22 protein-coding genes are annotated in these 24,639 nt (G+C 67.6%); 5 read left to right on the forward strand and 17 right to left on the reverse strand.

Features of this window, described 5'->3' with window-relative positions:
- Positions 1-9 precede the first annotated feature (9 nt).
- Together DTS01S_RS18225 and DTS01S_RS18230 are read right to left on the reverse strand one after the other, a co-directional pair.
- Positions 10-2,922, reverse strand: coding sequence for a valine--tRNA ligase (locus tag DTS01S_RS18225; RefSeq protein ID WP_017407072.1), 2,913 nt, complete (start codon positions 2,920-2,922; stop codon positions 10-12).
- A 146-nt stretch (positions 2,923-3,068) separates the two neighbouring features.
- Entirely contained in the window at positions 3,069-3,698 is a 630-nt protein-coding gene (locus tag DTS01S_RS18230; RefSeq protein ID WP_012204140.1) for a VOC family protein, read from the reverse strand.
- A gap of 246 nt (positions 3,699-3,944) precedes the next feature.
- Between DTS01S_RS18230 and DTS01S_RS18235 the strand changes: the two genes are divergently transcribed.
- Both DTS01S_RS18235 and DTS01S_RS18240 read left to right on the forward strand, forming a co-directional pair.
- Positions 3,945-4,838, forward strand: a complete 894-nt coding sequence (locus tag DTS01S_RS18235) for a cation diffusion facilitator family transporter (RefSeq protein ID WP_017407073.1) — start codon at positions 3,945-3,947, stop codon at positions 4,836-4,838.
- 37 nt (positions 4,839-4,875) lie between these two features.
- Entirely contained in the window at positions 4,876-5,124 is a 249-nt protein-coding gene (locus tag DTS01S_RS18240; protein WP_012204142.1) for a DUF1272 domain-containing protein, read from the forward strand.
- On the opposite strand, the gene DTS01S_RS18245 is transcribed toward DTS01S_RS18240, so the two are convergent.
- From DTS01S_RS18245 to DTS01S_RS18255, 3 genes are read right to left on the reverse strand one after another with little or no spacing between them, the layout of a single operon-like run.
- On the reverse strand, positions 5,125-5,529 hold the full coding sequence (locus DTS01S_RS18245; protein WP_017407074.1) for a ribosomal maturation YjgA family protein: 405 nt from the start codon (positions 5,527-5,529) through the stop codon (positions 5,125-5,127).
- A gap of 20 nt (positions 5,530-5,549) precedes the next feature.
- Positions 5,550-5,897: an antibiotic biosynthesis monooxygenase family protein gene (locus tag DTS01S_RS18250; RefSeq protein ID WP_017407075.1), complete on the reverse strand. Its 348-nt coding sequence runs from the start codon at positions 5,895-5,897 to the stop codon at positions 5,550-5,552.
- Positions 5,898-5,931: 34 nt separating this feature from the next.
- Entirely contained in the window at positions 5,932-6,561 is a 630-nt protein-coding gene (locus tag DTS01S_RS18255) for an FMN-binding negative transcriptional regulator (protein ID WP_061288279.1), read from the reverse strand.
- Positions 6,562-6,661: 100 nt separating this feature from the next.
- Between DTS01S_RS18255 and pdxR the strand changes: the two genes are divergently transcribed.
- Positions 6,662-8,167, forward strand: a complete 1,506-nt coding sequence (gene pdxR, locus DTS01S_RS18260) for a MocR-like pyridoxine biosynthesis transcription factor PdxR (protein WP_061288292.1) — start codon at positions 6,662-6,664, stop codon at positions 8,165-8,167.
- A 63-nt stretch (positions 8,168-8,230) separates the two neighbouring features.
- Here pdxR and DTS01S_RS18265 read toward each other — a convergent pair whose 3' ends face one another.
- The 7 genes from DTS01S_RS18265 to hemC form a co-directional block, all read right to left on the reverse strand.
- Positions 8,231-8,809, reverse strand: a complete 579-nt coding sequence (locus DTS01S_RS18265) for a YceI family protein (RefSeq protein WP_016448945.1) — start codon at positions 8,807-8,809, stop codon at positions 8,231-8,233.
- A 69-nt stretch (positions 8,810-8,878) separates the two neighbouring features.
- On the reverse strand, positions 8,879-9,451 hold the full coding sequence (locus tag DTS01S_RS18270) for a YceI family protein (protein ID WP_016448944.1): 573 nt from the start codon (positions 9,449-9,451) through the stop codon (positions 8,879-8,881).
- 92 nt (positions 9,452-9,543) lie between these two features.
- Positions 9,544-10,137, reverse strand: a complete 594-nt coding sequence (locus DTS01S_RS18275) for a cytochrome b (RefSeq protein WP_016452500.1) — start codon at positions 10,135-10,137, stop codon at positions 9,544-9,546.
- A gap of 198 nt (positions 10,138-10,335) precedes the next feature.
- Positions 10,336-11,643, reverse strand: a complete 1,308-nt coding sequence (locus DTS01S_RS18280; protein ID WP_016452499.1) for a heme biosynthesis HemY N-terminal domain-containing protein — start codon at positions 11,641-11,643, stop codon at positions 10,336-10,338.
- A 19-nt stretch (positions 11,644-11,662) separates the two neighbouring features.
- A complete protein-coding gene (locus DTS01S_RS18285; protein ID WP_034399587.1) occupies positions 11,663-12,805 on the reverse strand; it encodes a uroporphyrinogen-III C-methyltransferase in 1,143 nt (380 codons plus the stop codon).
- Entirely contained in the window at positions 12,802-13,611 is an 810-nt protein-coding gene (locus DTS01S_RS18290; RefSeq protein WP_034365390.1) for a uroporphyrinogen-III synthase, read from the reverse strand. The genes DTS01S_RS18285 and DTS01S_RS18290 overlap by 4 nt, the downstream gene beginning before the upstream one ends.
- A gap of 13 nt (positions 13,612-13,624) precedes the next feature.
- Positions 13,625-14,563, reverse strand: a complete 939-nt coding sequence (hemC, locus tag DTS01S_RS18295; protein WP_017406379.1) for a hydroxymethylbilane synthase — start codon at positions 14,561-14,563, stop codon at positions 13,625-13,627.
- A gap of 112 nt (positions 14,564-14,675) precedes the next feature.
- Here hemC and ppc point away from each other — a divergent pair, with 112 nt between their 5' ends.
- Positions 14,676-17,525, forward strand: coding sequence for a phosphoenolpyruvate carboxylase (gene ppc / locus DTS01S_RS18300; RefSeq protein WP_017406380.1), 2,850 nt, complete (start codon positions 14,676-14,678; stop codon positions 17,523-17,525).
- Between the two features lie 126 nt (positions 17,526-17,651).
- Positions 17,652-19,760, forward strand: a complete 2,109-nt coding sequence (locus DTS01S_RS18305) for an EAL domain-containing protein (RefSeq protein WP_016448937.1) — start codon at positions 17,652-17,654, stop codon at positions 19,758-19,760.
- 36 nt (positions 19,761-19,796) lie between these two features.
- Here DTS01S_RS18305 and flhC read toward each other — a convergent pair whose 3' ends face one another.
- The 5 genes from flhC to DTS01S_RS18330 all read right to left on the reverse strand — a co-directional run bounded on the left by flhC (position 19,797) and on the right by DTS01S_RS18330 (position 24,382).
- Complete coding sequence (gene flhC, locus DTS01S_RS18310; protein ID WP_016448936.1) at positions 19,797-20,339, reverse strand: flagellar transcriptional regulator FlhC; 543 nt, start codon at positions 20,337-20,339, stop codon at positions 19,797-19,799.
- A gap of 27 nt (positions 20,340-20,366) precedes the next feature.
- Complete coding sequence (gene flhD, locus DTS01S_RS18315) at positions 20,367-20,693, reverse strand: flagellar transcriptional regulator FlhD (protein ID WP_012204159.1); 327 nt, start codon at positions 20,691-20,693, stop codon at positions 20,367-20,369.
- A gap of 319 nt (positions 20,694-21,012) precedes the next feature.
- Positions 21,013-21,921, reverse strand: coding sequence for a sulfurtransferase (locus DTS01S_RS18320; protein ID WP_047325849.1), 909 nt, complete (start codon positions 21,919-21,921; stop codon positions 21,013-21,015).
- Between the two features lie 93 nt (positions 21,922-22,014).
- On the reverse strand, positions 22,015-22,920 hold the full coding sequence (locus DTS01S_RS18325) for a DMT family transporter (RefSeq protein ID WP_016452492.1): 906 nt from the start codon (positions 22,918-22,920) through the stop codon (positions 22,015-22,017).
- 322 nt (positions 22,921-23,242) lie between these two features.
- Positions 23,243-24,382, reverse strand: coding sequence for an aromatic ring-hydroxylating oxygenase subunit alpha (locus DTS01S_RS18330; RefSeq protein ID WP_016448933.1), 1,140 nt, complete (start codon positions 24,380-24,382; stop codon positions 23,243-23,245).
- Positions 24,383-24,639 lie beyond the last annotated feature (257 nt).

A 24,639-nucleotide genomic window follows, 5' to 3' on the forward strand; every position in this document is an offset into this window, starting at 1 on the left:
ACGGATCTTTCAACCCAGGCGGGCGAGTTGTTCCTGGATGCGGATCAGCGTTGCGCCGAAGTCGGCCACGCGCTTCTTTTCCTGGTCGATGACAGCCGGGGGCGCCTTGGCCACGAAGGCCTCGTTGCCCAGCTTGGCATTGGCCTTGGTGATTTCGCCTTCCAGGCGTGCGGCTTCCTTGGACAGGCGGGCCTTTTCGGCCGCCACGTCGATCTCCACGAACAGCGCCAGGCGCGCCTCGCCCACCACGCAGACGGGCGCGGCCTGGGCGGCCTCGGCCCAGGCGGCTTCGTCGTCGAACACCTTGACTTCGCTGAGCTTGGCCAGGTTCTGAAGCACGGCGGCGTTGGTGCGCAGGAACTGCGCCTCGTCGTCCGAGCTGGCCACGGCCAGCAGCGGCAGGCGCTGTGCGGGCGACACGCCCATCTCGCCGCGCAGCGTGCGGCAGGCGTCGATCATCTGCTTGATGCGGCCCACGTAGGCGATGGCGGCTTCGTCGATCTTCTCGGGCTGGGCCTCGGGGTAGCGGGCCACGGCCACGGACTCGCCGGGCAGGCCGGCGACCGGGGCGACCTTCTGCCACAGGGCTTCGGTCACGAACGGGATGATGGGGTGGGCCAGGCGCAGGATGGCCTCCAGCGTGCGGATCAGCGTGCGGCGCGTGGCGCGCTGCTGGGCCTCGCTGCCGGTCTGGATCTGCACCTTGGCGATTTCCAGGTACCAGTCGCAGAACTCGTTCCAGACGAAGTCGTACAGCGCGTTGGCCACGTTGTCCAGGCGGAATTCGGCAAAGCCCTTGGCCACTTCGGCCTCGACCTTCTGCAGCTGCGAGGTGATCCAGCGGTCGGGCTGGCTGAACTGCATGTAGCCCGCGAACTCGCCGCCGGCCTGGCATTGCTCCTTGGTGTGGGGCAGCAGGCCGCAGTCATGGCCTTCGCAGTTCATCAGCACGAAGCGGCTGGCGTTCCACAGCTTGTTGCAGAAGTTGCGGTAGCCCTCGCAGCGCTTGCTGTCGAAGTTGATGGAGCGGCCCAGCGAGGCCAGGGCCGCGAAGGTGAAGCGCAGCGCATCGGCGCCGTAGGCGGGAATGCCCTCGGGGAATTCCTTTTGCGTGTTCTTGCGCACCTGGGGGGCGGTCTCGGGGCGGCGCAGGCCCTGGGTGCGCTTGTCCAGCAGGGTGTCCAGGTCGATGCCGTCGATCAGGTCCACGGGGTCGAGCACGTTGCCCTCGGACTTGCTCATCTTCTTGCCCTGGGCGTCACGCACCAGGCCATGCATGTAGACATGGCGGAAGGGCACGCGGCCCGTGAAGTGCGTGGTCATCATGATCATCCGGGCGACCCAGAAGAAGATGATGTCGTAGCCCGTGACCAGCACCGAGCTGGGCAGGTAGAGGTTGTAGTCATCGTCGGCCGCCTCGGTCTGGTTCGGCCAGCCCATGGTGGAGAACGGCACCAGGGCCGAGGAGTACCAGGTGTCCAGCACGTCCTCGTCGCGCGTGAGCGTCTTGCCGGGGGCCTGGGCCTGGGCTTCTTCCTCGGTGCGGGCCACGTAGACCTTGCCGTCCTCGTCGTACCAGGCGGGAATCTGGTGGCCCCACCACAGCTGGCGCGAGATGCACCAGTCCTGGATGTTGTTCATCCACTGGTTGTAGGTGTTGACCCAGTTCTCGGGCACGAACTGCACCTGGCCGCTGGAGACGGCATCGATGGCCTTCTGCGCGATGGACTTGCCCGTGGCATCGCCTTCGCCGACCTTGTTCATGGCCACGAACCACTGGTCGGTCAGCATGGGCTCGATCACCTGGCCCGTGCGCGTGCAGATGGGCACCATGAGCTTGTGCTTCTTGGTCTCGACCAGCAGGCCGGCCGCGTCCAGGTCGGCCACGATGGCCTTGCGCGCCACGAAGCGGTCCATGCCGCGGTACTTCTCGGGCGCCTCGTCGTTGATGGTGGCCGTGAGCGTCAGCACGCAGATCATCGGCAGGCCGTGGCGCTGGCCCACGGCGTAGTCGTTGTTGTCATGCGCAGGCGTGACCTTGACCACGCCCGTGCCGAACTCGCGGTCCACGTAGTCGTCGGCAATGATGGGGATCTCGCGGCCCACCAGGGGCAGGATCACGGTCTTGCCGATCAGCGCCTGGTAGCGCTCGTCCTCGGGGTGCACCATCAGGGCTGCGTCGCCCAGCATGGTTTCCGGGCGCGTGGTGGCCACCACGAGCTGGCCCGAGCCGTCGGCCAGCGGATAGGCGATGTGCCACAGCGAGCCGTCCTTTTCCTCGTTCTCGACCTCGAGGTCGGAGACGGCGGACATCAGCTTGGGGTCCCAGTTCACCAGGCGCTTGCCACGGTAGATCAGGCCCTGCTGGTACAGGCGCACGAAGGTCTCGTTGACGATGGACGACAGCTTGTCGTCCATGGTGAAGTACTCGCGGCTCCAGTCCACGCTGTCGCCCATGCGGCGCATCTGGCCGGTGATGGTGTTGCCGCTCTGGTTCTTCCATTCCCAGACCTTGCTCACGAAGTTCTTGCGCGCCTCGGGAGGCGTCGCGCCCATGTCGTGGCGGCTGGCGATGCCCTGCTCCTGCAGCTGGCGCTCCACCACGATCTGGGTGGCGATGCCCGCGTGGTCGGTGCCGGGCACCCAGACCGTGTTGTGGCCCTTCATGCGGTGGTAGCGCGTGAGGCTGTCCATGATGGTCTGGTTGAACGCATGGCCCATGTGCAGCGTGCCCGTCACATTGGGCGGCGGCAGCTGGATGGAGAACGAGGGCTGGGATGCATCTGCCTGGCCCGTGCCGCGCACGCCGGCTGCGCCGTAGCCGCGCTTTTCCCATTCGGGGCCCCATTGGGCCTCGATGGCTGCGGGTTCAAACGATTTGGACAGGCTGTCGAGGCCTGGCTGGGCAATGGTGTCGCTCATGGCTTGCTTGCGGGGAATTGTGCGAATGGCGTTTGGCAAATGAAAACGGCATCCGTTGAAGGGATGCCGTCTGCATATGCGAAATGGATGACGGTTTGACGGGGATTCTACCGACCCCGTCCGCCTGCCTGTTCGCCGGGTCTTATTCAGGCCGCTGCGTCGGGGACGAACTCGGGCCGGTCGTTGCTCTGGGGCTTGAGCGGCTGGGCGGCCTTGCCTTCGGCGCGTTCCTTGCGCCATTGCTCCTTGCGTGCCGTCCACTCGTTCAGGCGGGCGTGGGCGGTGGTGCTTTCGCGCGCCATCTGCACTTCGTCGGCCAGCTGGGCCGACAGCTCCAGGCGGATGCCGTTGGGATCGAAGAAATAGATGCTCTTGAAGATGTGGTGGTCGGTCACGCCCAGCACCTCGATGCCATGCGCCACCAGGCGGGCCTTGGTGTTCTCCAGTTCCTCGACGGTGTCCACGCGGAAGGCGATGTGGTTGATCCACAGCGGCGTGTTGGGCGAGGGCAGGGCCTTTTCGTCGTCGCCGATGTCGAAGAAGGCGATGAACGACCCATCCTTCAGGCGGAAGAAGAAGTGCGTGTAGGGGCAGTACTCGCCCGTGCTGGGCACGTAGTCGCTCTGGATGATGTGGTAGAGCGGCAGGCCCAGGATGTCCTCGTAGAAGTGGCGGGTCTCCTCGGCATCGCGGGCCTTGTAGGCGTAGTGGTGCAGCTGCTGCACGGCGGCGGGCGGTGGCAGTGTGGACAGGTCGGGACGGGCGCTTGTGTTCATCGAATGTCTCCTTGGTGGATATCTTGATTCTACTATTCGTAATCAATTTACCTAAATGAAATGTTGCGATGGATGCAGGGATATGCGCGCTGCGGTGTCCGGGCCACCTGCGGTGCCGAGTTGCCGCCAGCACTTGACCTTCAAGTCACTTCACGCTTTCTCATCGAGGTCCGATCCCCCGCTTGCCATGGTCGCCATGGATGCGGCGGCCCTCTGTTCACAACCGTTTTCAAGTCAAGGAATCTCATGAGCGACAGCCATCAGCACGGCGACGTGCGCGCCCTGCCGGAATCCCGTCTCTGGTTTGCCTTCGGATTGACCGGCACCTTCATGGTGGTGGAGATCATCGGCGGCATGGTCACGGGCAGCCTGGCCCTGATCTCCGACGCCATGCACATGCTGACCGACGCGATGGCGCTGCTGCTGGCCCTGGTGGCCATACGCGCCGGCCGCAAGGCAGCCGACCTGCTGCGCACCTACGGCTATGCGCGCTTCGAGATCCTGGCCGCCGCCGTCAATGCGCTGGTGCTGCTGGGCGTGGCCTTCTACATCCTGTATGAGGCCTACCGCCGGCTGTCGGCACCTGCGGAAATCCAGTCCCTGGGCATGATGGCGGTGGCGGCCGCGGGCCTGGTGATCAATCTGATCTCCATGCGCCTGCTGTCGGGCGGCAAGGACGAGAGCCTGAACGTGAAGGGCGCGTACCTGGAGGTGTGGGCTGACATGCTGGGCTCGGTCGGCGTGCTCGCCGGTGCTGCGCTGATCTGGCTGACGGGCTGGCGGTGGATCGACTCGGCGGTGGCCGTGGGCATCGGCTTCATGGTGTTCCCGCGGACCTGGACCCTGTTGCGCGAGTGCATCAACATCCTGCTGGAAGGCGTGCCCTCGGGGATGAGCCTGCAGGCGGTGCGCGAGACGATTGCGGGCACGGCGGGCGTGGCAGCGATCCACGATGTCCACCTGTGGGCGGTCACGCAGAGCAAGCCCATGCTGACCGGCCATGTGGTGCTGCTGCCCGGCGCGGACGGCGAGCAGGTGCGTCGCGATATCGAGGACAGGCTGCAGGCCGGCTTCGACCTGCACCATACGACGCTGCAGATGGAGCGCGAGGACCGCTCCCCGGCAGAGCACATCCACTAGGATGCCAGTCTTCATGGACCACACCCGGAGTGCACCGATGCTTGAGCTTCGACCCAACTGCGAATGCTGCGACAAGGACCTGCCGCCAGAGTCTGCCGAGGCCCGCATCTGCACCTTCGAGTGCACGTTCTGTGCCGGCTGTGCGGATCATGTGCTGCACGGCGCCTGCCCCAACTGCGGTGGCGAGCTGGTGGCCAGGCCGCGCCGGCCGGCGGACAAGCTGGAGCGGTATCCGGCCTCGACGAAGCGGGTGCTCAAGGCCGGCGGCTGCGCTGTAAGGGCCTGATCAGAGCACAGGCCTGGCTCTGCGGCCACGGAACGCAGCCTCCACCGCCAGCACGGCTGCAAAACCCATCGCATAGGCCAGCACATCCCACCAGTCGGCCGTGCTGCCCAGCACGATGCGCAGCGCTCGGTTGGGAATGTGCAACTGGAAGGTCGATGCCAGGAACTGGCCCAGCTCCACCAGCAGGCCCACGCACAGTGCGGCCGATGCCAGCGTCAGCACGCGCGCGGCGATCACGGTCTTGAACACGGCATAGACCCAGGCCACGGCCAACACGTCGCCGAAGAAGCTGCGCACCCAGCCCCAGCGTGCGCCGACGGTGGCCAGCAGCACGAGCAGGACAAACAGGGCCACCGCCCACACCAGGGAAACAGGATCAAAACGCCATCGCATGGCCGCCATCATCGGGCCAAAAGCGGGTCCGGTCAGCGAGCCGGGTGCGCAGTGCCTTGCGCAGCGGTGGCCAGCGGGTGCGCTATCCCGCCATCGCCGTAGCTGCCCACCACCTGGGCGATCACCACCTGGTAGCCCTTGAGCCAGCGCGCCTGCTGCCGCTTGGCCTCGATATGCGCAGGGTGGCGCATCAGCTCTTGCAGCGCCTCCCAGGTCTGCCAGTAGTAGACGTTGGAGACCAGGCCTGTGGCGGGGTTCTCCCAGGCCTCTTCGCCCAGGTAGCCGGGGATGGCGCGGGCGATCTCGGCGATCCGGCCGTCAAGGGCATGGAACTGCGCGTCGTATGCGCCCGGCGCGAAGGTGAAGGTGGAGGTGTACATCGATGGTTGGCAACCTGTGTGAGGGTGGCTGGCGCTAGATGCGCGGCGCCGCATCCATGGCGCCGGCCAGCGGCTCCTGTCCGCGCTCGCGCAGCGCGCCGATGGCGCCTTCCAGGTCGCGGGCCTGCCGGTTCTGGCTGAGCTTGGCCTTGCCCTCCAGGCGGGTGATGCGGATCTGCAGGCCGAGGATGGCCTGCAGCATGCCGTCGATGAATTCACGCGGCGAGTCGGACATCTTCCAGGGCTGGGCCTGCGATGCCTCATGGACCCGGGTGAGCCGGCCGACCAGGCCGCGCACGAATCTCTCGTCGTCATGGATGCTGATTTGCCCGTGCACATGCACGGCCTCGTAGTTCCAGGTGGGCACCAGGCGGTGCGTCTCGTGCTTGCTTGGATACCAGCTGGGCGAGATATAGCCTTCGGCACCACGGAAGACGACCAGCACCTCGGCGCCGTCGCGGCACTGCTGCCAGATGGGATTGGCGCGGGCCACATGGGCGCTCAGCGTGCCCATCTCCCCTGGGTCCGCATCCAGCAGGAACGGCAGGTGGTTGGCGTCCAGCACGCCGTTGGCCTGGGTGACGAGCGTGCCCAGGGGGTGGCTGCGGATCAGGCCGTGCAGGCTGCCGGAATCGATGAGGGAGAAATGGGCGGGCGTGTACATGGAGCTTGGTGCAACGGTGGACCGGCATCGGGGGAAACAGGACTATCCACCATCCCTGGCACAATGAAAAATCCAGTTTCGTGATTTTTTGGAAGACCAGTTGAAGTCCCATTTCGCCGCCGATACCGGGGCTGCGCCCAGCGCCCGCCGCATCCACGAATGGCTGAAATCCCAGATGGCCGACGGCAGCCTGGCCGTGGGCGCGCGCCTGCCTTCCACCCGCGCGCTGGCGCTGGACCTGGGTGTGTCGCGCACCACCGTCACGGCGGCCTACGAGCAGCTTGCGGCCGAGGGCTATCTGGAGACTGCACAGGGCGCCCGGGCGCGCGTGGCAGCTGGCGCGGAGCAGCGCAGCCGCGCGCCCCGCATTGCGGCTGCGGCGCAGGATTGCCGATCCCGCCTGTCTTCCTATGGACGGCGCGTGGATGCGCTGGCGCAGGCCCAGCCCGCTCGCGCCTGGGATGAAGGGCCTGCCGTGATCGACTTTCTCTACGGCGCCCTGGCCTTTGACGACTTTCCCACGCTGGCCTGGCGGCGCGCCTACAACCGCGCCATCGTGCAGCGCCAGTCTTCCCTGTCCTACGACGCGCCCGAAGGCGAGCCGGCGCTGCGCATGGCGCTGCAAGGCTATCTGCGAAGGGCGCGGGGGCTTGTCTGTTCGGCCGATCAGATAGTGGTGGTGCAGGGCTCGCAGCAGGCCATCGACCTGTGCGCGCGCGTGCTGGTCGATCCGGGCGAGACCGTGCTGATGGAAGAGCCCTGCTACCTGATGGCGCGCCGCGTGTTCGAGGCCCAGGGCGCATGCCTGCAGGAAATGGCCGTCGATGAACAGGGCCTGGATACCTCGGCGCTGGCCGGGCGCCAGGCGCGGCTGGCCTATGTCACGCCCTCGCACCAGTTTCCGCTGGGCGGCGTGCTGCCCATAGGCCGCAGGCAGCAACTGCTGGCCTGGGCGCGCGCCACGGGTGCCTGGATTCTGGAGGACGACTACGACGGCGAATTCCGCTACGGGCTGCGCCCCATCGACGCCCTGCAGTCCATTGACGAGGTGGGTTGCGTCATCCATGTCGGCACTTTCTCCAAGGCCTTGTCCCCACAAATGCGCATGGGCTACCTGGTGCTGCCGCCGTCCCTGGTGCCCGTGTTCCGGGAAGCCCGGCGGCTGGCCGACCGGCATGCGCCGCGCCTGGACCAGCTGGTGCTGGCCGCGCTGATCGAGGACGGCAGCTACGAGCGCCATGTGCGCGCCGCCCGCCGCCGCAACGAAGGCCGGCGGGCGGCATTGCTGCAGGCGCTGGAGCGGCACCTGCCGGGCGCGGTGCAGGTCGAAGGTTCGGCCTCGGGCCTGCATGTGGTGGCCTGGGTGCCTGCCGTGCACCAGCGCGATGAGATTGCCCTGGTGCGTCTGGCGCGAGAGCGCGGCGTGGGCGTGCGCCCCATCTCGCCGCTCTATGCGGCCGGTGACGCCCATCGCCGCCAGTCCTGCGCCGGGCTGGTCCTGGGCTATGCGAGCCTGCAGCCGCAGGCCATCGAGCAAGGGGTGCGCAGGCTGGCGGGCGTGGTCAGGAGGTGGCAGGCCCGGCCCGCCACGCAAAAAAGCCCGTGACCGGCTTCCGGATCACGGGCTTTGGGTCGCATCGCCCCGAAAGGCACTGCGGCGAATACCGTTTTACTGCTGCTTGACCGCTTCGATGGACATCACCAGGCGCACTTGCTTGGGGAAGCCGTAGTCCACGCCGTAGTTCACGCCGAAGGCGGTGCGGTCGATCACGGCCTCGAAGTCGCCGCCGCAGGTCTCGCGCTTTTGCAGCATGGCGTTGGGGTAGCAGGTGAACTTGTTGGCCTTGATGGTCACGGGCTGGGTCTTGTCCAGGATGGTCAGCTGGCCGGTGACTTCCTTGAGCTTGTCGCCGTCGAAGACGAACTTGTCGGAGACGAACTTGGCCTGGGGGAACTTGGCCACGTTGAAGATGTCGGCGCTCTTGAGATGCTTGTCGAAGGCGGCGGTGCCCGAGCTCAGCGAGTCCATTTCCAGCACGACTTCGACCTTGCCGGCCTTGGCGTCACGGTCGAATTCCACGGTGCCGCTCTTCTTGTCGAAGCGCACGCGGTTGGTCGAGGCACCGTTGTGGTCGATCTCGAACGTGGCGAAGGTGTGCGTCGGGTCGATGGCGTAGGTTGCGGGAGCCGCCTGGGCAGCGGTGGCGAACAGGCCGGCAATGGCCAGGGCAAACACGGAAGTGCGCATGAAAGAACTCCTAGGTTGGGGTTGCACGAAACGGAAAAGAAAACGGCCAATCCTGGGCAAGAGTGCCGCTTACAGCTTGCCCACGCCGGTCAGGGCCAGCTTGAATTGCACCTGGACCTCGTCGGCCACCATGGAGGTATCGCCCCATTCGCCTTCGCCGATCTTGAACTGCAGGCGCTTGAGCGGCAGCGTGCCGGTGGCCGTGGTCGTGGTGCCGGACTGTGCCAGTTGCACGGGAATGCTCACGTTCTGGACCTGGCCCTTGATGCTGAGCTTGCCGTCCACCTGGTACTTGCCGCCGCCCAGCGCCTTGACGGCGGTGGAGTCGAAGACGGCCTGGGGGAATTTGGCGACATTGAACCAATCGGCCTTGGGCAGCTCGGCGTCGGTTTCCTTGGCGCCCATGGTGGCGCTGCCGGTGTCCACGGTGAAGCGGATCTTGCTGGTGTCGGGCTTGGCCGTGTCGAACTGGACCTGGGCGTCGAATTTCTTGAAGTGGCCCTGCAGGGGCACGCCCATCTGCTTGGCCGTGAAGTTCACGGCGCTCTGGGCGGGAACGAGCTTTTGCTCGGCCAGGGCCGCCTGGGAGGTCAGGGCCGCAGCGGCCAGGGCAATGGTGGTCAGCGTGGCGGAAAAGCGCATGGCAGGACTCCTTTGGGGGTCGGGAAACATTCGATCGGGGATGGCTGGGGCGCGCGCAGCGCGGTGCGCAGGCCCTGGCTGGGGGAGAAAACTCAGGCGCGGCCCGGCAGCATGCGGGAGATGAGGCCGTCGCGGTCGATGAACTGGTGCTTGAGGGCGGCGCCCACATGCATGGCGATCAGCGCGACCAGGGCCCAGGCCGCCCAGCCGTGCAGGGGCTTGAGGGTCTCCGCCAGCTCGGGGCTTGCGCTCACGAAGTCGGGCAGGGGCAGCACGCCGAGGAAGACGATGGGAAAGCCGGCCGCCGAGCTGTAGGCCCAGCCCAGCAGGGGCACGGCAAAGAACAGCAGGTACATGGCGTGGTGGGTGCCGTTGTGGGCCCAGTGCTGCCATTGGGGCATGGCGCGGGCCACGGCGGCGGGCAGCTCGGGCGGGCGATGGGTGATGCGCCAGACCAGGCGCAGCAGGCTCAGCGTCAACAGCGTGACGCCCAGCCACTTGTGCCAGTTGTAGAGCTTCAGGCGCGAGGGCGAGAACGGCAGGCCTGTCATGTACCAGCCCAGGGCCAGGGCGGCGATCAGGCCCAGTGCCAGCAGCCAGTGGGCAGCCATGGCCACGCCGTTGTAGCGCGTGGCTTTGGAGGAGGATTTTGCTGGCGCGTTGGCGCGGGCTGAGGACTCTGTCATGGATGGCGGCAGGCTTTGGAACCGTTCAGGGCCCCTGCAAAGGGGCCCTGGATGGCAAGAAAGGGTGCGGTGCGCTCTGCGTGGACTTCGTGCACTGCGGACAACGTGCAGTGTAGGAAGCGGCAAATCCAAAAGAGTTCAGCGGTATTGACGGCTCGATTCAAAAAAGATGAAGGCTCGCCGTGCCGCGCGGAGGGCTCAGGGCCGGGTCGGATCGGCGGGCAGCACGACCACGGCCTGCGCTGCCTGCTTCCAGGCGGCAGCCGCTGCATCGGCATCGCCGCGGTGCTCGGCCATCAGGGCCAGGCGCTGCCAGGCGCGGGTGCGCAGTGCGCTTTCCTGCAGGTGGGGGGCTGCGCGCAGCAACAGCTGCTGGGCCTTGCCCCAGAGCTGGCGCTGCACGCATGCCATGCCGGCCAGGTATTGCAGGCGGGCTTCGCGCGGATGGGCGTTGCTGGCCGCCTCGATGCGAGCCAGCCAGGCGCCGTCCAGGCCGTCCAGGCAGGGCTCCAGCACCTGGACCAGGCGCGGCAGGTGGGATTCGCTGCGCGGGCCTGCGTGGGACAGCAGGCGCTCCCACACGGGCAGCAGCCAGGCACGGGCCTGCGCGGCCTCGCCGCCCAGGGCCATGAGGCGCGATGCGGCCGGCAGCGCAATCTCGGGCATGGCGCGCTCTTCCGTGTCCAGCGACAGCCAGAAGTGCTGCAGCTGCGTGGTGTCGCGTGCCTCGTTGATGCTCTCCAGTACCAGGCCGCGCACCACGCTGGCGGCGGCCGCGGGCGAGAAGGCGCGGTGCTTGGCCAGCAGGCGTGCCGTGTCCAGCGCCGTCGATGTCTGGCCTGCCAGGCGCGAGGCCTTCAGGCGGATGCGCAGCGCGATCGTGCGGCGTGCCGCGCCCTGGGGCAGTTCGGCCAGGCGGCGCAGTGCGTCGGATGCGTCGCGGTCGTCCAGGGCCCAGCGCGCGGCGCGCATCTGTGCGCCTTCGCGCATTTCCTGCTCCTGGGCGTTGCCCTGGGCCGGTGCGTTGGCCAGGACCTCACGCCAATGGTGGTCGCGCTGCTGGCGGTCCTGCAGTGCATGGGAGGCATCGGCGGCCACCATGTGGGCGGCGGCGCGCAGCCGCATGCCGTGCGGCACGGCGGCATGGGTCTCGGCCAGGGACTCTTCCATGGCCAGGGCCGCCAGCGCGGACTTGCGTGCGCGCAGGAAGCGGCCGGCCTGCTGGTGCGACAGGGCTTCCAGCAGGCTGTGGTGCATGGCGCGCTCTTTCTGCTGGCTGCGCCAGCGCCGCGCCTGGTGCGGCATCTGCAGCAGCGCGGCCAGCGCGCGCAGCGCGGCATACAGCAGCACGAAGGCCAGCACGATGATGGCAATGGCCAGGTTCAGTGACAGGTCCAGGCGGTAGGGCGCCCAGAACAGGGTCACCGTGCCCTGGTTGGAGCCCGCGAACAAGGCGGCCGCAACGGCCATGCCGAACAAACCGATCAACCACAGTGCAGCGCGCATTCGTCTGTCTCCCGGCTGCTCAGCGGCCTGCGGCCGCTGTTGCCAGCGCCGCCAGGGTTTCCTGCAGCGCAGGCTGTTCGGTGGTGCGCAGATTGGCCTGGATCTGCTGCAGCTGGGCCTGCACGATCTGGGTGCGCCGCGCGGCAGGATCAAAGTACTTGTTCACGGCCATCCCGGAAGCGGCCAGGTCGGCCCGCGCCGCATCCCACTGGCGCGACAGCAGGGCCAGGCGCGAGTTCAGCAGCTTGAGCTTGAGGTTCTCGCGCAGGAAATAGGCCTGTTCCGGCGCCAGCAGGATGGCGTCCGGGTGGTCTATGCGGCTGACGCGCAGCAGGTCCTGGGCTTCTTCGCGCACGGCCGTCCAGCCGCGCTCGCCCCAGGATTGCCACCAGCGCCATTCGGTGGGGCTGCCCTCGATGGGGGCGGGCTCGGGCTGGCGGGCCGCCTGGCCGGCCACGCCGCGATGGCGGCTGGCGCGGGGCTGGGCCACGGCGTTGAGCAGGGGCATTTCGTCGACCAGGCGCACCAGGTCCTCGATGCGCGTGAGCAGGCCGGCGGTGTCGGTCACGCTCATGCGGGCCAGCCGTTCCAGGTCGCGGTCCAGCGCGCGCATGACCGGGGCCAGCCGGGGCTGGGCGGCGCGTTCAATGCGCTGGCGGGCGTTCTTGAGCGTGGCCACCAGCGGCTGCAGGCTGCCGGACAGCTCGGCCTGCTGCTGTGCCAGGCGGATGGAGGATTCGATGTCCACCACCAGGTTTTCGTCGCGCGAGCGCGACATGCTTTGCAGGAGTTCGTCGAGCTGGGTGCGCTGCAGAGACAGCTCGGCAATGCGCGCCTCCATGACCGAGGTGCGCGCCGCGCTATCGCGGGCCAGGTCCTGGGCATCGCGCGCCAGGGTGCGGGCCTCGACCGACTGGGAGCCGGACTGCGCGGACTGGCGCGCCAGCTGTTCCTGGATATTGCCCAGGCGCTGCCACAGCATGCCGCAGGCAATGAGCGCCGCGACGGCCACGGCGCCCACGCCGTAGACCAGGGCCGAGGAGCCGCCGCGCAGGTCTGCAGCGGGGCTGCTTTGGGCGGAGCCGGCTGCGAAGGCTGCTGCGGAGGATGCGGGCGTTAGGTCCTGCGGGGTGGGGCGGTCTTGCGCTGCGTCGGAACTCATGGCGACGATTCTATCGACGCAACCACGTCCTCCAGAGCGGGCCGGCATTGCTTGACATCTCCGAATCCCATGTGTCTTGCCTGGGCAGCGATTCGCTCGTGCGTAGCGAGCGCTCGCGCTTTTTGCCACGATTGGCCCGGCAGGAGCTGTTGCAGGTTGGCAACGGATTCGGCGCTGCTGAGCAGCCACAGCGTGCCATCTTCGGCCGCCAGGCGTGCCAGTGCCGTCTGGGCTGCATCCCAGGCAGGCAGTTCGCGCTGGTAGACGGCCAGCATTTCGACCTGGGCACCTGCCTCGCGCAGTCGGGCGGCCAGCCAATCGCGGCCGGCGCCTGCCGTGGCCGGCACGGTCCTGGGCGCTCCTGCCTGGCTGTCGCCACGCACGATGAGCACGCGGTCGCCCGCATGGATCTGGTCATGCACGCGCTGCCATAGCGTTTCGGATTCGAACTGGGCGGCGTCCGGTGGCGGGCCGTCGATCTGTGCTGGCGCAATGCCCAGGGCCAGCAGCGCCTGGGCGGTGCCGGGGCCGGGCGTCCAGGCGCGGGTGGAGGCCGGAAGCCGTGCGGGGTCGGTGCCGAAGAAATGCTGGACGGCGTTGCCGCTGACGAACATCACGGCGCGGTAGCCCGGGCCTTCGCGCAGCGCGTTGCGGGCGGCCTGCAAGGCCTGTTGCGTGGCCGCATCGCGGCAGGGGCCTATGGCCATCAGCGCCAGCGGCTGGGCCGGAAGGCCCCGGGCCTGCAGCGCATCCACCCACGCGGCTGCGTCATGGGCCGGGCGGGTGACGAGTATGCGCGGTGGCATGTGGGCGTGCCGTCTAGAGCTTGGGGGCCGGTTGGGCGCCCGCCGCCTGCAGCAGCGCAGCCACGTGCTGGCCCAGTGCGTCGGCACTGGCGAAGTCGGTGACGGTGGCGTCGGCGTGCACCTGCACCAGCGGCAGCCGGCCTTCCGGGTCTCCCCAGGCTGCGTCCAGGCGCAGTTGCTGGCCGTCGAAGGTGCCGTGCGCCGCCAGCGGCATGGAGCAGCTGCCGCCCATGCAGCGGCTGACGGCGCGCTCGGCGGTCACGGTCAGCCAGGTGGTCTGGTGGGCCAGCGGGGCCAGGGCGTCGATCAGGTCCTGGCGGTCGGCGCGCACCTCGATGCCCAGCGCGCCCTGGCCTGCGGCAGGCAGCATGCCGGCGGGCTCGAACCTGGCGCGGATGCGGTCGGCCAGGCCCAGGCGCATCAGGCCTGCGGCGGCCAGCACGATGGCGTCGTAGTGGCCTTCGTCCAGCTTGCGCAGGCGGGTGTTCACGTTGCCGCGCAGCGGCTCTATCTTCAGGTCGGGGCGCAGGGCCTGCAGCAGTGCCTGGCGGCGCAGGCTCGATGTGCCGACGACGGCGCCCTGCGGCAGCTCGGCCAGCGCGGCGTAGCGATTGGAGACAAAAGCGTCGCGCGGGTCTTCGCGTTCCATCACGCAGGCCAGCACAAAGCCTTCGGGCAGCTCCATGGGCACGTCCTTGAGCGAGTGCACGGCGATGTGGGCGCGTCCTTCTTCCAGCGCCACTTCCAGCTCCTTGACGAACAGGCCCTTGCCGCCCACCTTGGACAGCGTGCGGTCCAGGATCTGGTCGCCCTTGGTGGTCATGCCCAGCAGTTCCACTTCATGCCCCCGGGCGCGCAGCAGTGCCTGGACATGCTCGGCCTGCCACAGTGCCAGCTGGCTCTCGCGCGTGGCGATCACGATGGAGTGGGGGATCAGTGGTTTGGTATTCATCAGGAGCCTCGGGGGGAGCGCGGGATGCTAGCATGCTGCGCCGCAGTAAACCCGGCACCAGGACCGAAGCCCAAGCAAACCGATACGCTGACCGATTCCAGGAGATTCGTTGATGGCCACCGCCCCCCGCAAGAGCAATGCGCGAGATGACAGGCGTGATGACAAGCCTGTCCGCAAGACGGACAAGGACCTGCCGCTGATCGAGGACATACGCCTGCTGGGGCGCATTCTGGGCGATGTGATCCGCGAGCAGGAAGGCGTGGCGGCCTTCGAGCTGATCGAGCAGGTGCGCCAGCTGTCGGTGACCTTCCGCCGCGATGCCGACGAGACCGCCGACCGCGCGCTCAAGCGCCTGCTCAAGGGCCTGACCACGGACCAGACGGTGAGCGTGATCCGCGCCTTCACCTATTTCAGCCATCTGGCCAACCTGGCCGAGGACCGCCACCACATCCGCCGCCGCGCCGTGCACGAGCGCGCGGGCAACACGCAGGAAGGCAGCATCGAAGTGGCGCTGGCGCGCCTGCGCTGGGCCGGCATCTCGGCCGGTACCGTGGCGCAGACGCTGGCCAGGAGCTATGTGGCGCCCGTGCTCACGGCCCACCCCACGGAAGTGCAGCGCCAGAGCATCCTGGTGGCCGAGCGCGACATCTCCCAACTGCTGGCCGCGCGCGAGGACATCGTGGCCCGCGCCCAGCTGTACAACAGCGCCAAGGACGCGCTCACCCCGCGCGAACTCGAACGCAACGAGGCCCAGCTGCGCGCCCGCGTCAGCCAGCTGTGGCAGACACGCCTGCTGCGCTACTCCAAGCTCACCGTGGCCGACGAGATCGAAAACGCGCTGTCCTACTACGAAGCCACCTTCTTGCGCGAGATCCCCAAGCTGTATGCGCAACTGGAGCAGGAGCTGGGCAACACCCTGCCCGTGCACAGCTTCCTGCGCATGGGCCACTGGATCGGCGGCGACCGCGACGGCAACCCCAATGTCACGGCCCAGAGCCTGGAGCTGGCGCTGTCGCGCCAGGCCGACGTGGCGCTGCGCCACTATCTGCGCGAGGTGCACTACCTGGGCGGCGAGCTGTCGCTGTCCCAGCGCCTGGCCGATGTCACGCCCGAGATGCAGGCGCTGGCAGAGCGCTCGCCCGACACCAACGAGCACCGCTCCGACGAACCCTACCGCCGCGCGCTCACCGGCATCTACGCGCGCCTGGCCGCCACGCTCAAGGTGCTGACCGGCGGCGAGGCCGCGCGCCATGCCGTGGCGCCGCAGAACGCCTATGCCTCGCCCGAGGAGTTCCTGGCCGACCTGCGCGTCATCGACGACTCGCTCAGCCGCAACCATGGCGAGGTGCTGGCGCCCCAGCGCCTGCGTCCGCTGATGCGCGCCGTGCAGGTCTTCGGCTTCCACCTGGCCACGGTGGACCTGCGCCAAAGCTCGGACAAGCATGAGGAGGTGGTGGCCGAGCTGCTGGCCACCGCGCGCCTGGAGCCCGACTATTCGGGCCTGCAGGAAGACGCCAAGTGCGCCCTGCTGGTGCGCCTGCTGGAAGAGGCGCGGCCGCTGCGCGTGGTGGGCGCCGACTATTCCGAGCATGCGCGCGGTGAACTGGCCATCTTCGAGGCCGCGCGCCGCCTGCGCGCGACCCTGGGCGCCGAGGCGATACGCCACTGCATCATCAGCCACACCGAGTCGGTCAGCGACCTGCTGGAAGTGCTGCTGCTGCAAAAGGAGGCCGGGCTGCTGCGTGGCACGCTGGACGACGGCGCCGTCTGCGACGTGATCGTCGTGCCGCTGTTCGAGACCATCGGCGACCTGCGCAGCGCCGCGCCCATCATGCGGCGCTACTTCCAGCTGCCCGGAGTGGCGGCCATGGTGCAGCGCAGCGGCGGCGAGCAGGACATCATGCTGGGCTACAGCGACAGCAACAAGGATGGCGGCATCTTCACCAGCAACTGGGAGCTGTACCGCGCCGAGATCTCGCTGGTCGAGCTGTTCGACGATCTGGCCGACAGCCATGGCATCAGCCTGCGCATGTTCCATGGCCGCGGCGGCACGGTGGGCCGTGGCGGCGGCCCCAGCTACCAGGCCATCCTGGCGCAGCCCCCGGGCACCGTGCGCGGCCAGATCCGGCTGACCGAGCAGGGCGAGGTCATCGCCTCCAAGTACGCCAACCCCGAGATCGGCCGGCGCAACCTGGAGACCCTGGTGGCCGCCACGCTGGAGGCCACGCTGCTGCAGCCGACCAAGCCGGCCACGCGCGCCTTCCTGGACGCGGCGGCGTTTCTGTCCGAGGCCAGCATGGGCGCCTACCGCGCCCTGGTGTACGAGACCCCCGGCTTCACCAGCTACTTCTTCAGCAGCACGCCCATCCGCGAGATTGCCGAGCTGAACATCGGATCGCGCCCGGCTTCGCGCAAGCCCTCGCAGAAGATCGAGGACCTGCGCGCGATTCCCTGGGGCTTCAGCTGGGGCCAGTGCCGGCTCACGCTGCCGGGCTGGTACGGCTTCGGCGCGGCGGTGCAGGCCTTCATCGGGCAGCCGGGCAAGGATGGCAAGGCCCAGCTGGCCCTGCTGCAGAAGATGTACCGCCAGTGGCCGTTCTTCCGCACCCTGCTGTCAAACATGGACATGGTGCTGGCCAAGAGCGACCTGAACCTGGCCTCGCGCTATGCCGACCTGGTGCCGGACGCACGCCTGCGCCGCCGCATCTTCAGCGCCATCGAGGCCGAGTGGCACAGCACCGTCGATGCGCTGGCGCGCATCACGGGCGACAAGCAGCGCCTGGCCCACAACGAGGCGCTGGCGCGCTCCATCCGCCACCGCTTTCCCTACATCGATCCGCTGCACCATCTGCAGGTGGAGCTGGTGCGCCGCTGGCGCGGCGGCCAGACCGATGAGCGCATCAAGACCGGCATCCACCTGTCGATCAATGGCATTGCGGCCGGCGTGCGCAATACCGGCTGATCGAGGGCGCGAGCGGGCCGGGAGGCCCCTCGCGCCGCCATGCGCAGGGCGCCGGCCGGCCGCCGTGTAGGATGTGCTTCGGACAGGGGCGCATGACTCCTGCCGGGAAGTGAAGGGTGGGAGCTTATGGGCAACAAGACGCCATGGCCGGGGTTCCCGGACATGCAACTGTTCCTGACGCAGCGCCTGGCCAGGCTGGCCGGTGCCAACTCCATGCGGGCCATACGCGAAGGCCTGCTCTGGCTGGTCCCATGCCTGCTGGTCTCGGCCCTGTTTCTCATACTGTCGGCGCTGGCGCAGATGTCCGGCCAGCCCGAGCCCGTGGTGCAGCTTCTTGCGGGCCTGCATGCGCAGATCGGCAGCATCCTGCCGCTGCTGGTGGCCGCCTCCATCGGCTACATGCTCTCCATACGCCACAGGCTGCCGCGCCTGCCGGTGACCTTTCTGTGCTTTGCCCATGTGCAGATGGCCATCTTCCTGCTGCGCGAGCATCCGCGCGCGGCCGCCACGCTGGTGCTGTTCATCGCCATAGCCTCGCCCCTGATCACCGTGCCGCTGATGGCCAGGCTCAGCGCCATGCGCTGGACGCGCATTGCGCGCACGGGCTTTGTGGGCGAGAACGTACGCGAGGTGATGAACCTGGTCGTGCCCGGCTCCATCGTCGCGCTGCTGCTGGTGGTGCTGCTGCTGGGCCTGCAGCAGGTGCTGCCCGATATCACCCAGGCCGAACTGCCGCTGGCCATCGCCACCCCCGAGAGCCCCTATCGCAGCGGGCTGACGCTGACGCTGCTCAATTCCGTGCTCTGGTTCTTTGGCGTGCAGGGCTACTACGCCATGCAACCCTTCTTCCAGGTGCTGGACCAGGCCGTGCTGGCCAACGCCGCCGCCGTGGCCAAGGGGCTGGTGGCGCCCTGGGCGCTCAACGGCGGCCTGATGGGGTCCTTCGTCTTCATCGGCGGCTCGGGGGCCACGCTGTCACTGGCGCTGGCCGTGCTGCTGTTTTGCAAGGGGCGCGGCCTGCGCATGCTGGCGCTGGCCGCGCTGCCCATCTCCCTGCTCAACGTCAACGAGATCCTGCTGTTCGGCCTGCCGGTCATCCTGAACCTGCGCCTGCTCGTGCCTTTTCTGGCGGTGCCCGCCATCAACCTGGTCGTGGCCGTCACGGTGGTGCAGGCCGGCTGGGTGGCTCCGGCCTCGATGGTGCTGCCCCTGACCGCGCCCGTGGTCTTCAATGCCTACGTGAGCACGGGCGGCGACATGGGCGCCGTGGTGCTGCAACTGGCGCTGACGGTGTTGGGGGCGCTGGTCTATGCGCCTTATGTGCGCTCCATCGACCGGCTGGGCCAGGACGATGGCGCCATCGTGCTGCGCGCGCTGGACACCACGTTCTCCCGGCTGCCCGAGGAGGCGGGCCTGGTCACGCGCGATCCGCTGGTGCTGGCGCACGAGACCCAGGCCCGGCGCGAGACCATGCTGTCCCATATCCGCCGCATCAGCGAGTACGAATTCCACCTGGAATTCCAGCCCCAGGTCTCGCACCGCAGCGGCTTGTGCCTGGGCTGCGAGGCCCTGTTGCGCGCCCACGATTCGCAGGGCAGGCTGCAGCAGCCCGGCGGCTTTCTGCGCTGGCTGGGTGATGCCGGCCTGATGCGCGAGGTCGATCTGTGGGTGGCGGGCGCTGCCGTGCGCCAATGCCGGCTGTGGCGCCAGCACGGTTTTTCCCTGCCGATCAGCATCAATGTCACGGGCGCCACGCTGACATCGCCCGAGTACTGCTCGCGCCTGCTGATGCTGCTGGCGCAGGCCAGGGGCCAGGTGGGCGTGGAGATCACGGAGGAAGCGCTGGTGGGCGATGTGGAGGCGATCCGCAAGGCCATAGGCCAGATCCACGCGCTGGGCGCCAAGGTGGCCATAGACGACTTCGGCACCGGCTTCTCGTCCATGAGCTACCTGCACCAGTTCGACGTGGATGCCATCAAGATCGACCGCAGCTTCGTCGTGGCCAGCGGTCATGCCAAGGGCGCGCTGGTGCTGGACGGCCTGCTGCGCTTTTGCGAGGCGCTGCAGTTGAACGTGGTGGCCGAAGGCGTGGAGACCCAGGCGCAGCTGCAGGCCCTGGGCTTCGAGGGCGAGCTGCTGGTGCAGGGCTGGTACTTCAGCCGGGCCCTGCCGGGAGAGCAGTTGCCGCAGTTCGCCAGCGACTGCGCCGCCAGGGCAGGCGGCGAGACGGTCTGAATCCGTGCTGGTGCATCGCTGCGGCGATGCAGGGGCTCAATGCAGCATCAGGGAGCCGGCGCTCTTGCTCTTGCCGGCGCGTGCGGGCGGATTGCACAGGCCGCACTGGTAGTGGCGCTCGTTCTCGTAGGGCTCGGTCACGAACTGGCCCTTGCACACGGAGCACTGGGTGCGGGTCAGCATCTGCGCATCGACAAACTTCACCAGGCGCCATGCGCGTGTGAAGGACAGCAGCGCCTCCAGCTCGGCGGCCTGGATCTGCTCGGTATAGAGACGGTAGGCCTTGGTCAGTTGTTCAACGGCATCCAGCTCGGCGCCCTTGGACAGGTATTCGTAGATATTCAGGAACAGCGAACTGTGGATGTTCTCCTGCCAGGTCAGGAACCAGTCGGTCGAGAACGGCAGCTGGCCCTTGGATGGCGACTTGCCGGCGATCTCCTTGTACAGGCGGATCAGGCGCTCGTAGGACAGCGTGGTCTCGGATTCGAGCACCTGCATGCGTGCACCCATCTCGATGAGCATGGCGGCACGCTCGATCTGCTTGGACTCGTTCAGGACACTTTTGACGGCGGTGGACATGGCGGGCTCCAGAGTTCTTCGGGCGGATCAGAGGACTTCGGAAACGCGGCTGGCCATCAGGATGTTGGCGTGCAGCGTATTGGTCGCACCGTTGCCGATCTTGTTGCTGCTGTGGTTGGTCAGCAAGCTCCAGACCATTTCGTCGTCCACGCGGAAGCTGGCGAGCAGGGTATTGCGCGAGGCCAGCTTCAGCACCTGGGCTGCCGACAGCGCGGCCAGCAGGTCGCAGGATTCTTCGTTCAGTCCCAGGCGGAACACCGCTTCCGCCTTGTCCTGGCGGATCAGGGTCTGGGCCAGCATCAGGTAAGTGAGGTTGGCTTCGCGGATTTCGGCAAGCAGCTGTTCATTGTTCATAGGACCATCCTTTGCATCTCGGCAGCCGCAACACCGGGGTAGAAACAAGATGTTCAACCTGTTGCGATCTGTTGGGATGGATTGTGGAGGAGGGGCCCTGGCCGTTGAAGTCGGGGCAGGTCTGCGCCGGATGTCTGGTTGTGAGACGGCGTTTGTAAGATTTACCTTACACCTGTAGCAAGGTTTGGATGACTCGATTTCGCCCGGCCTCTGCCGTCCGGGGGCCTGGGAGCAGGCCGCTGCAGTGGTGTTGTTGCATGTCGGCCTTTTGACACAGTGCTGTCATTGTGCAGCCTCCCAGGGGCGGGCATAAGCCGAATTAGCCGCGCTCCACCGGCCTCTTCGGGTCACTGCACCACTCGCTCCAGCTGCCCGCGAAAAGCCGTGCCGGCGGCAGTCCTGCAATGCGCATGGCCAGCAGGTTGGGCAGGGCGCTCACGCCGCTGCCGCACTGGTGGACCACGCTGGCCGGATCGCGGCCGGCCAGCAGCCGGTCGAACTCGGCGCGCAGCAGGGCGGCGGGCTTGAAGCGGCCGTCGGCCGCAATGTTCTCGGTGAAGGGCCTGTTCAGTGCGCCCGGGATATGGCCGGCCACGGGGTCCAGCGGCTCGACCTCCCCGCGGTAGCGGGCCGGGGCGCGTGCATCGACCACGGTCTGGCCTGCGCTGCCCAGTGCATCGAGCACCTGCTGTGCCGTCACCAGCTGCTGCAGCGGCTCGTGCAGCTCGAAGTTGGACTGAAAGCGCGCGCTTTCCTCGCCCGATGCCACAGGCTGGCCTGCGGCCTGCCAGGCCTGGAGACCTCCGTCGAGCACGGCCACATCGCCATGTCCGGCCCACTGCAGCATCCACCACAGGCGCCCGCAGTAGTTGGCGCCGTTGCGGTCATAGACCACGGCCTGCATGTCGTTGGAAAAACCGATCTCCGACAGCCACATGGCAAACAGCTCGCGGCTGGGCAGCGGGTGGCGGCCGCCCGAGGCTGCCTGCTCGCTGGCCGCCACGCTGCCATGTGCGCCGGGCACGCCGTGTTTTGCGCTGAGGTCATGGTCCAGGTCGGCGAAGACGGCGCCGGGAATATGCGCCTGCAGGTACTGCGCCTTGCCGGCTGCGGGTTGGGCCAGGTCGAAGCTGCAGTCAAAGACCATCAGCGGACGGCCGCCGGACTGCAGCGCGGCCAGTTCCTGGACGGAGATCAGGGTCTGGTAGGAGGAGGTGTTGGATGTCATGGATGCGGAACTCCGAAAGCCAGCGCAGGCGGCGGTGCGCCTGCGGCAAAAGGTCCGATCCATTATGCGACGGCCCCAGGCGGGCCGTCGCCGTCAGCCGCGTGAACGCAGGGCCGTGGCCAGTGCGCCGCTGGCCACGATCAGCACGATGCCGGCCCAGCCGATCAGCGGCACGCTTTCGCCGAACAGCGCCAGGCTCAGCAGGGCGGCAAAGACGATGCCCGAGTACTGCAGATTGGCCACCACCAGGGTATTGCGGCTGTTGCCGGCCGAAGCGTAGGCCGCCGTCATGCAGACCTGGGCCACGGCAGCCAGCACGCCCACGGGCAGCAGCCACAGCGCGCGCCAGCCCGGCCAGGCGGACACGCCCGTGAAGCACATGGCCAGGGCGCCGGCCACGGCCGAGCCCAGTGCGAAGTAGAAGACCACGCGCGCCTCGGGCTCGCCCATGCGCGACAGCGTGGCCACCTGCATATAGGCCATGGCGGCGAACACCCCGCCGATCAGGCCGCCCGCGCTGGCCACGAATTCCTGCGGCGCCGCGCTGGGGCGCAGCACCAGGATCACGCCCACGAAGCCCAGGGCCACGGTGGCGACCAGGCTCCAGGGAAACGGCGGCAGTGCGCGCAGCGCATGCGATTCGGGCTGGCGGCGCAGCTGGTGGCGCAGCAGCAGGCCCTGGCCGATCAGAAACACCGCCATCCAGATGCTGCTCATGGAGTTGAAGGTGGCGGCCGTGGCCAGCGGCAGGTGGCCGATGGAGTAGAACCAGGCGCCCATGGAAGTCACGCCCACGAAGCTGCGCCAGGCATGCTCGCGCGGGTAGCGCGTGGCCAGCGAAATGCCCTGGTGGCGCGCCAGCCACCACAGCGCCACCATGCTGACCAGCCCGCGGTAGAAGACGATCTCCGCCGCGTTGAAATCCTGGGAGGCGAACTTCACACACACACTCATGACCGCAAAGACGAATGCGGCCGCCACCATCCACAGGGCTTGCATATTAATGACCGGATAGAGCCGCACAAGGACCGCGGCGCTGGACGAGAAAGGGTTGGGTTTTGTTTTTGGCGCATGCCGCCTGGCTGTCTACGGCCCGGGGCCGCGGCAGGGGCACGCGCAAGGCACTGTATTGCATAAGCCAAGACATTGGGTCTGCCTCGGGATGCATTGCAGTCGCCAGCCCTGCCCATTGGGCACACCAGGGCGCTTGCATTCAGAAGAGCTGTGCGGCGGGCCTGCCGCTCGATGAAGGCGGCCCAATGCAGGAGGCCCAATGCAGACGGCCCGCACGAATGCGGGCCGTCGGAAGAGCCGGAGCCGATCAGCGTGCGGGGACTGCGTCGCCCATCACGCCGCGATACCACTCATGGAAGTGCTGCATGCCGTCTTCCATGGGGCTCTGGTAGGGGCCGACCTCGTTGTCGCCGCGCTCGTACAGCGCCCTGCGGCCGGCGTCCATGCGCTCGCCGATCTCGTCGTCCTCGATGCAGGTCTCCATGTAGGCGGCCTTTTGCGCCTGCACGAATTCGGGCTCGAAAGCGGCGATCTCTTCGGGGTAGTAGAACTCGACCACGTTCAGTGTCCGGTCCACGGCCAGCGGGTGCAGGGTCGAGACCGTGAGCACGTGCGGATACCACTCCACCATGATGTGCGGGTAGTAGGTCAGCCAGATCGCTCCGCGTTCGGGCAGCTCGCCGTTGCGGTAGGCCAGCAGCACGTCGTGCCACTTCCTGTAGGTGTCCGAGCCGGGCCGGGCAAAACCGGGCGCCACGCCCACGGTCTGCACCGAGTACTCCCTGGAAAACTCCCACTGCAGGTCATCGCAGGTCACGAAGTTGCCCAGGCCCGGATGGAACGGGCCCACGTGGTAGTCCTCGAGGTAGACCTCGATGAAGGTCTTCCAGTTGTAGTTGCACTCGTGCATCTCGACATGGTCGAGCACGAAGCCCTCGAAGCTCAGCTGCTCGCGCAGCTTCATGCCGGCGAGGTCGGCCTCGATGTCGCGGCCGTTGTCCTCGAACAGCAGGCCGTTCCACTCGCGCAGCCGGTAGTTGTTCAGGTTCAGGCAGGGATCGTGGCTGAAGTGCGGTGCGCCCAGCAGCTCGCCGCTGGTGCTGTAGGTCCAGCGGTGCAGCGGGCAGACGATGTTGCCCCCCGCATGGCCCTTGCCTTCGGTCATCAGGTTGCCCCTGCCCTTGAGCATCACGGCCTGGCGGTGGCGGCAGACGTTGGAGATCAGCTCCACCTGCCCCCTGGCGTTGCGCACCAGAGCCCGGCCTTCCTTTTCCTGAGGCAGGGCGTAGTAGTCGCCTATCTCGGGAACGGCCAGTTGATGGCCCACGTAGCGCGGGCCGCGTTGAAAGATGGTCTCCAACTCACGCTGGAACAGCGCAGGGTCGAAGTAGCTGGAAACTGGTAGTTGGCTTGCGGCCTGCTGCAGTTGAAGACTTAAATCAGACATGGGTGACCTGACCTAAAGACTCCCCACAGGGAGGGTGCGCGTGCGCACGGGATTGGAAAAAGCAAAACCGGCCGTTCCTGGACATGGAGACAGGCTTCACGACTTGAAAACAAGCGGCGCCCGAGGCGTCCTGTCTTGTCGGTGAGCCCGACCGCATGCCTAGGCAAGGGGCCGGTTTGGCGGGGAATGGGATTATAGCCCGTGGGGTTATTTCCGGATGCCCGGTACGTGTATTGCAAGCGGCCGATGGCGCCTGT

This window comes from Delftia tsuruhatensis NBRC 16741 (assembly GCF_001571325.1).
Lineage (GTDB): Bacteria > Pseudomonadota > Gammaproteobacteria > Burkholderiales > Burkholderiaceae_C > Comamonas > Comamonas tsuruhatensis.

Coding starts and splice junctions, on each gene's coding strand:
- DTS01S_RS18225 (WP_017407072.1), bottom strand. CDS start 2,922: ATGAGCGACACCATTGCCCAGCCAGGCCTCGACAGCCTGTCCAAATCG.
- DTS01S_RS18230 (WP_012204140.1), bottom strand. CDS start 3,698: ATGAACACAAGCGCCCGTCCCGACCTGTCCACACTGCCACCGCCCGCC.
- DTS01S_RS18235 (WP_017407073.1), top strand. CDS start 3,945: ATGAGCGACAGCCATCAGCACGGCGACGTGCGCGCCCTGCCGGAATCC.
- DTS01S_RS18240 (WP_012204142.1), top strand. CDS start 4,876: ATGCTTGAGCTTCGACCCAACTGCGAATGCTGCGACAAGGACCTGCCG.
- DTS01S_RS18245 (WP_017407074.1), bottom strand. CDS start 5,529: ATGATGGCGGCCATGCGATGGCGTTTTGATCCTGTTTCCCTGGTGTGG.
- DTS01S_RS18250 (WP_017407075.1), bottom strand. CDS start 5,897: ATGTACACCTCCACCTTCACCTTCGCGCCGGGCGCATACGACGCGCAG.
- DTS01S_RS18255 (WP_061288279.1), bottom strand. CDS start 6,561: ATGTACACGCCCGCCCATTTCTCCCTCATCGATTCCGGCAGCCTGCAC.
- DTS01S_RS18265 (WP_016448945.1), bottom strand. CDS start 8,809: ATGCGCACTTCCGTGTTTGCCCTGGCCATTGCCGGCCTGTTCGCCACC.
- DTS01S_RS18270 (WP_016448944.1), bottom strand. CDS start 9,451: ATGCGCTTTTCCGCCACGCTGACCACCATTGCCCTGGCCGCTGCGGCC.
- DTS01S_RS18275 (WP_016452500.1), bottom strand. CDS start 10,137: ATGACAGAGTCCTCAGCCCGCGCCAACGCGCCAGCAAAATCCTCCTCC.
- DTS01S_RS18280 (WP_016452499.1), bottom strand. CDS start 11,643: ATGCGCGCTGCACTGTGGTTGATCGGTTTGTTCGGCATGGCCGTTGCG.
- DTS01S_RS18285 (WP_034399587.1), bottom strand. CDS start 12,805: ATGAGTTCCGACGCAGCGCAAGACCGCCCCACCCCGCAGGACCTAACG.
- DTS01S_RS18290 (WP_034365390.1), bottom strand. CDS start 13,611: ATGCCACCGCGCATACTCGTCACCCGCCCGGCCCATGACGCAGCCGCG.
- hemC (WP_017406379.1), bottom strand. CDS start 14,563: ATGAATACCAAACCACTGATCCCCCACTCCATCGTGATCGCCACGCGC.
- ppc (WP_017406380.1), top strand. CDS start 14,676: ATGGCCACCGCCCCCCGCAAGAGCAATGCGCGAGATGACAGGCGTGAT.
- DTS01S_RS18305 (WP_016448937.1), top strand. CDS start 17,652: ATGGGCAACAAGACGCCATGGCCGGGGTTCCCGGACATGCAACTGTTC.
- flhC (WP_016448936.1), bottom strand. CDS start 20,339: ATGTCCACCGCCGTCAAAAGTGTCCTGAACGAGTCCAAGCAGATCGAG.
- flhD (WP_012204159.1), bottom strand. CDS start 20,693: ATGAACAATGAACAGCTGCTTGCCGAAATCCGCGAAGCCAACCTCACT.
- DTS01S_RS18320 (WP_047325849.1), bottom strand. CDS start 21,921: ATGACATCCAACACCTCCTCCTACCAGACCCTGATCTCCGTCCAGGAA.
- DTS01S_RS18325 (WP_016452492.1), bottom strand. CDS start 22,920: ATGCAAGCCCTGTGGATGGTGGCGGCCGCATTCGTCTTTGCGGTCATG.
- DTS01S_RS18330 (WP_016448933.1), bottom strand. CDS start 24,382: ATGTCTGATTTAAGTCTTCAACTGCAGCAGGCCGCAAGCCAACTACCA.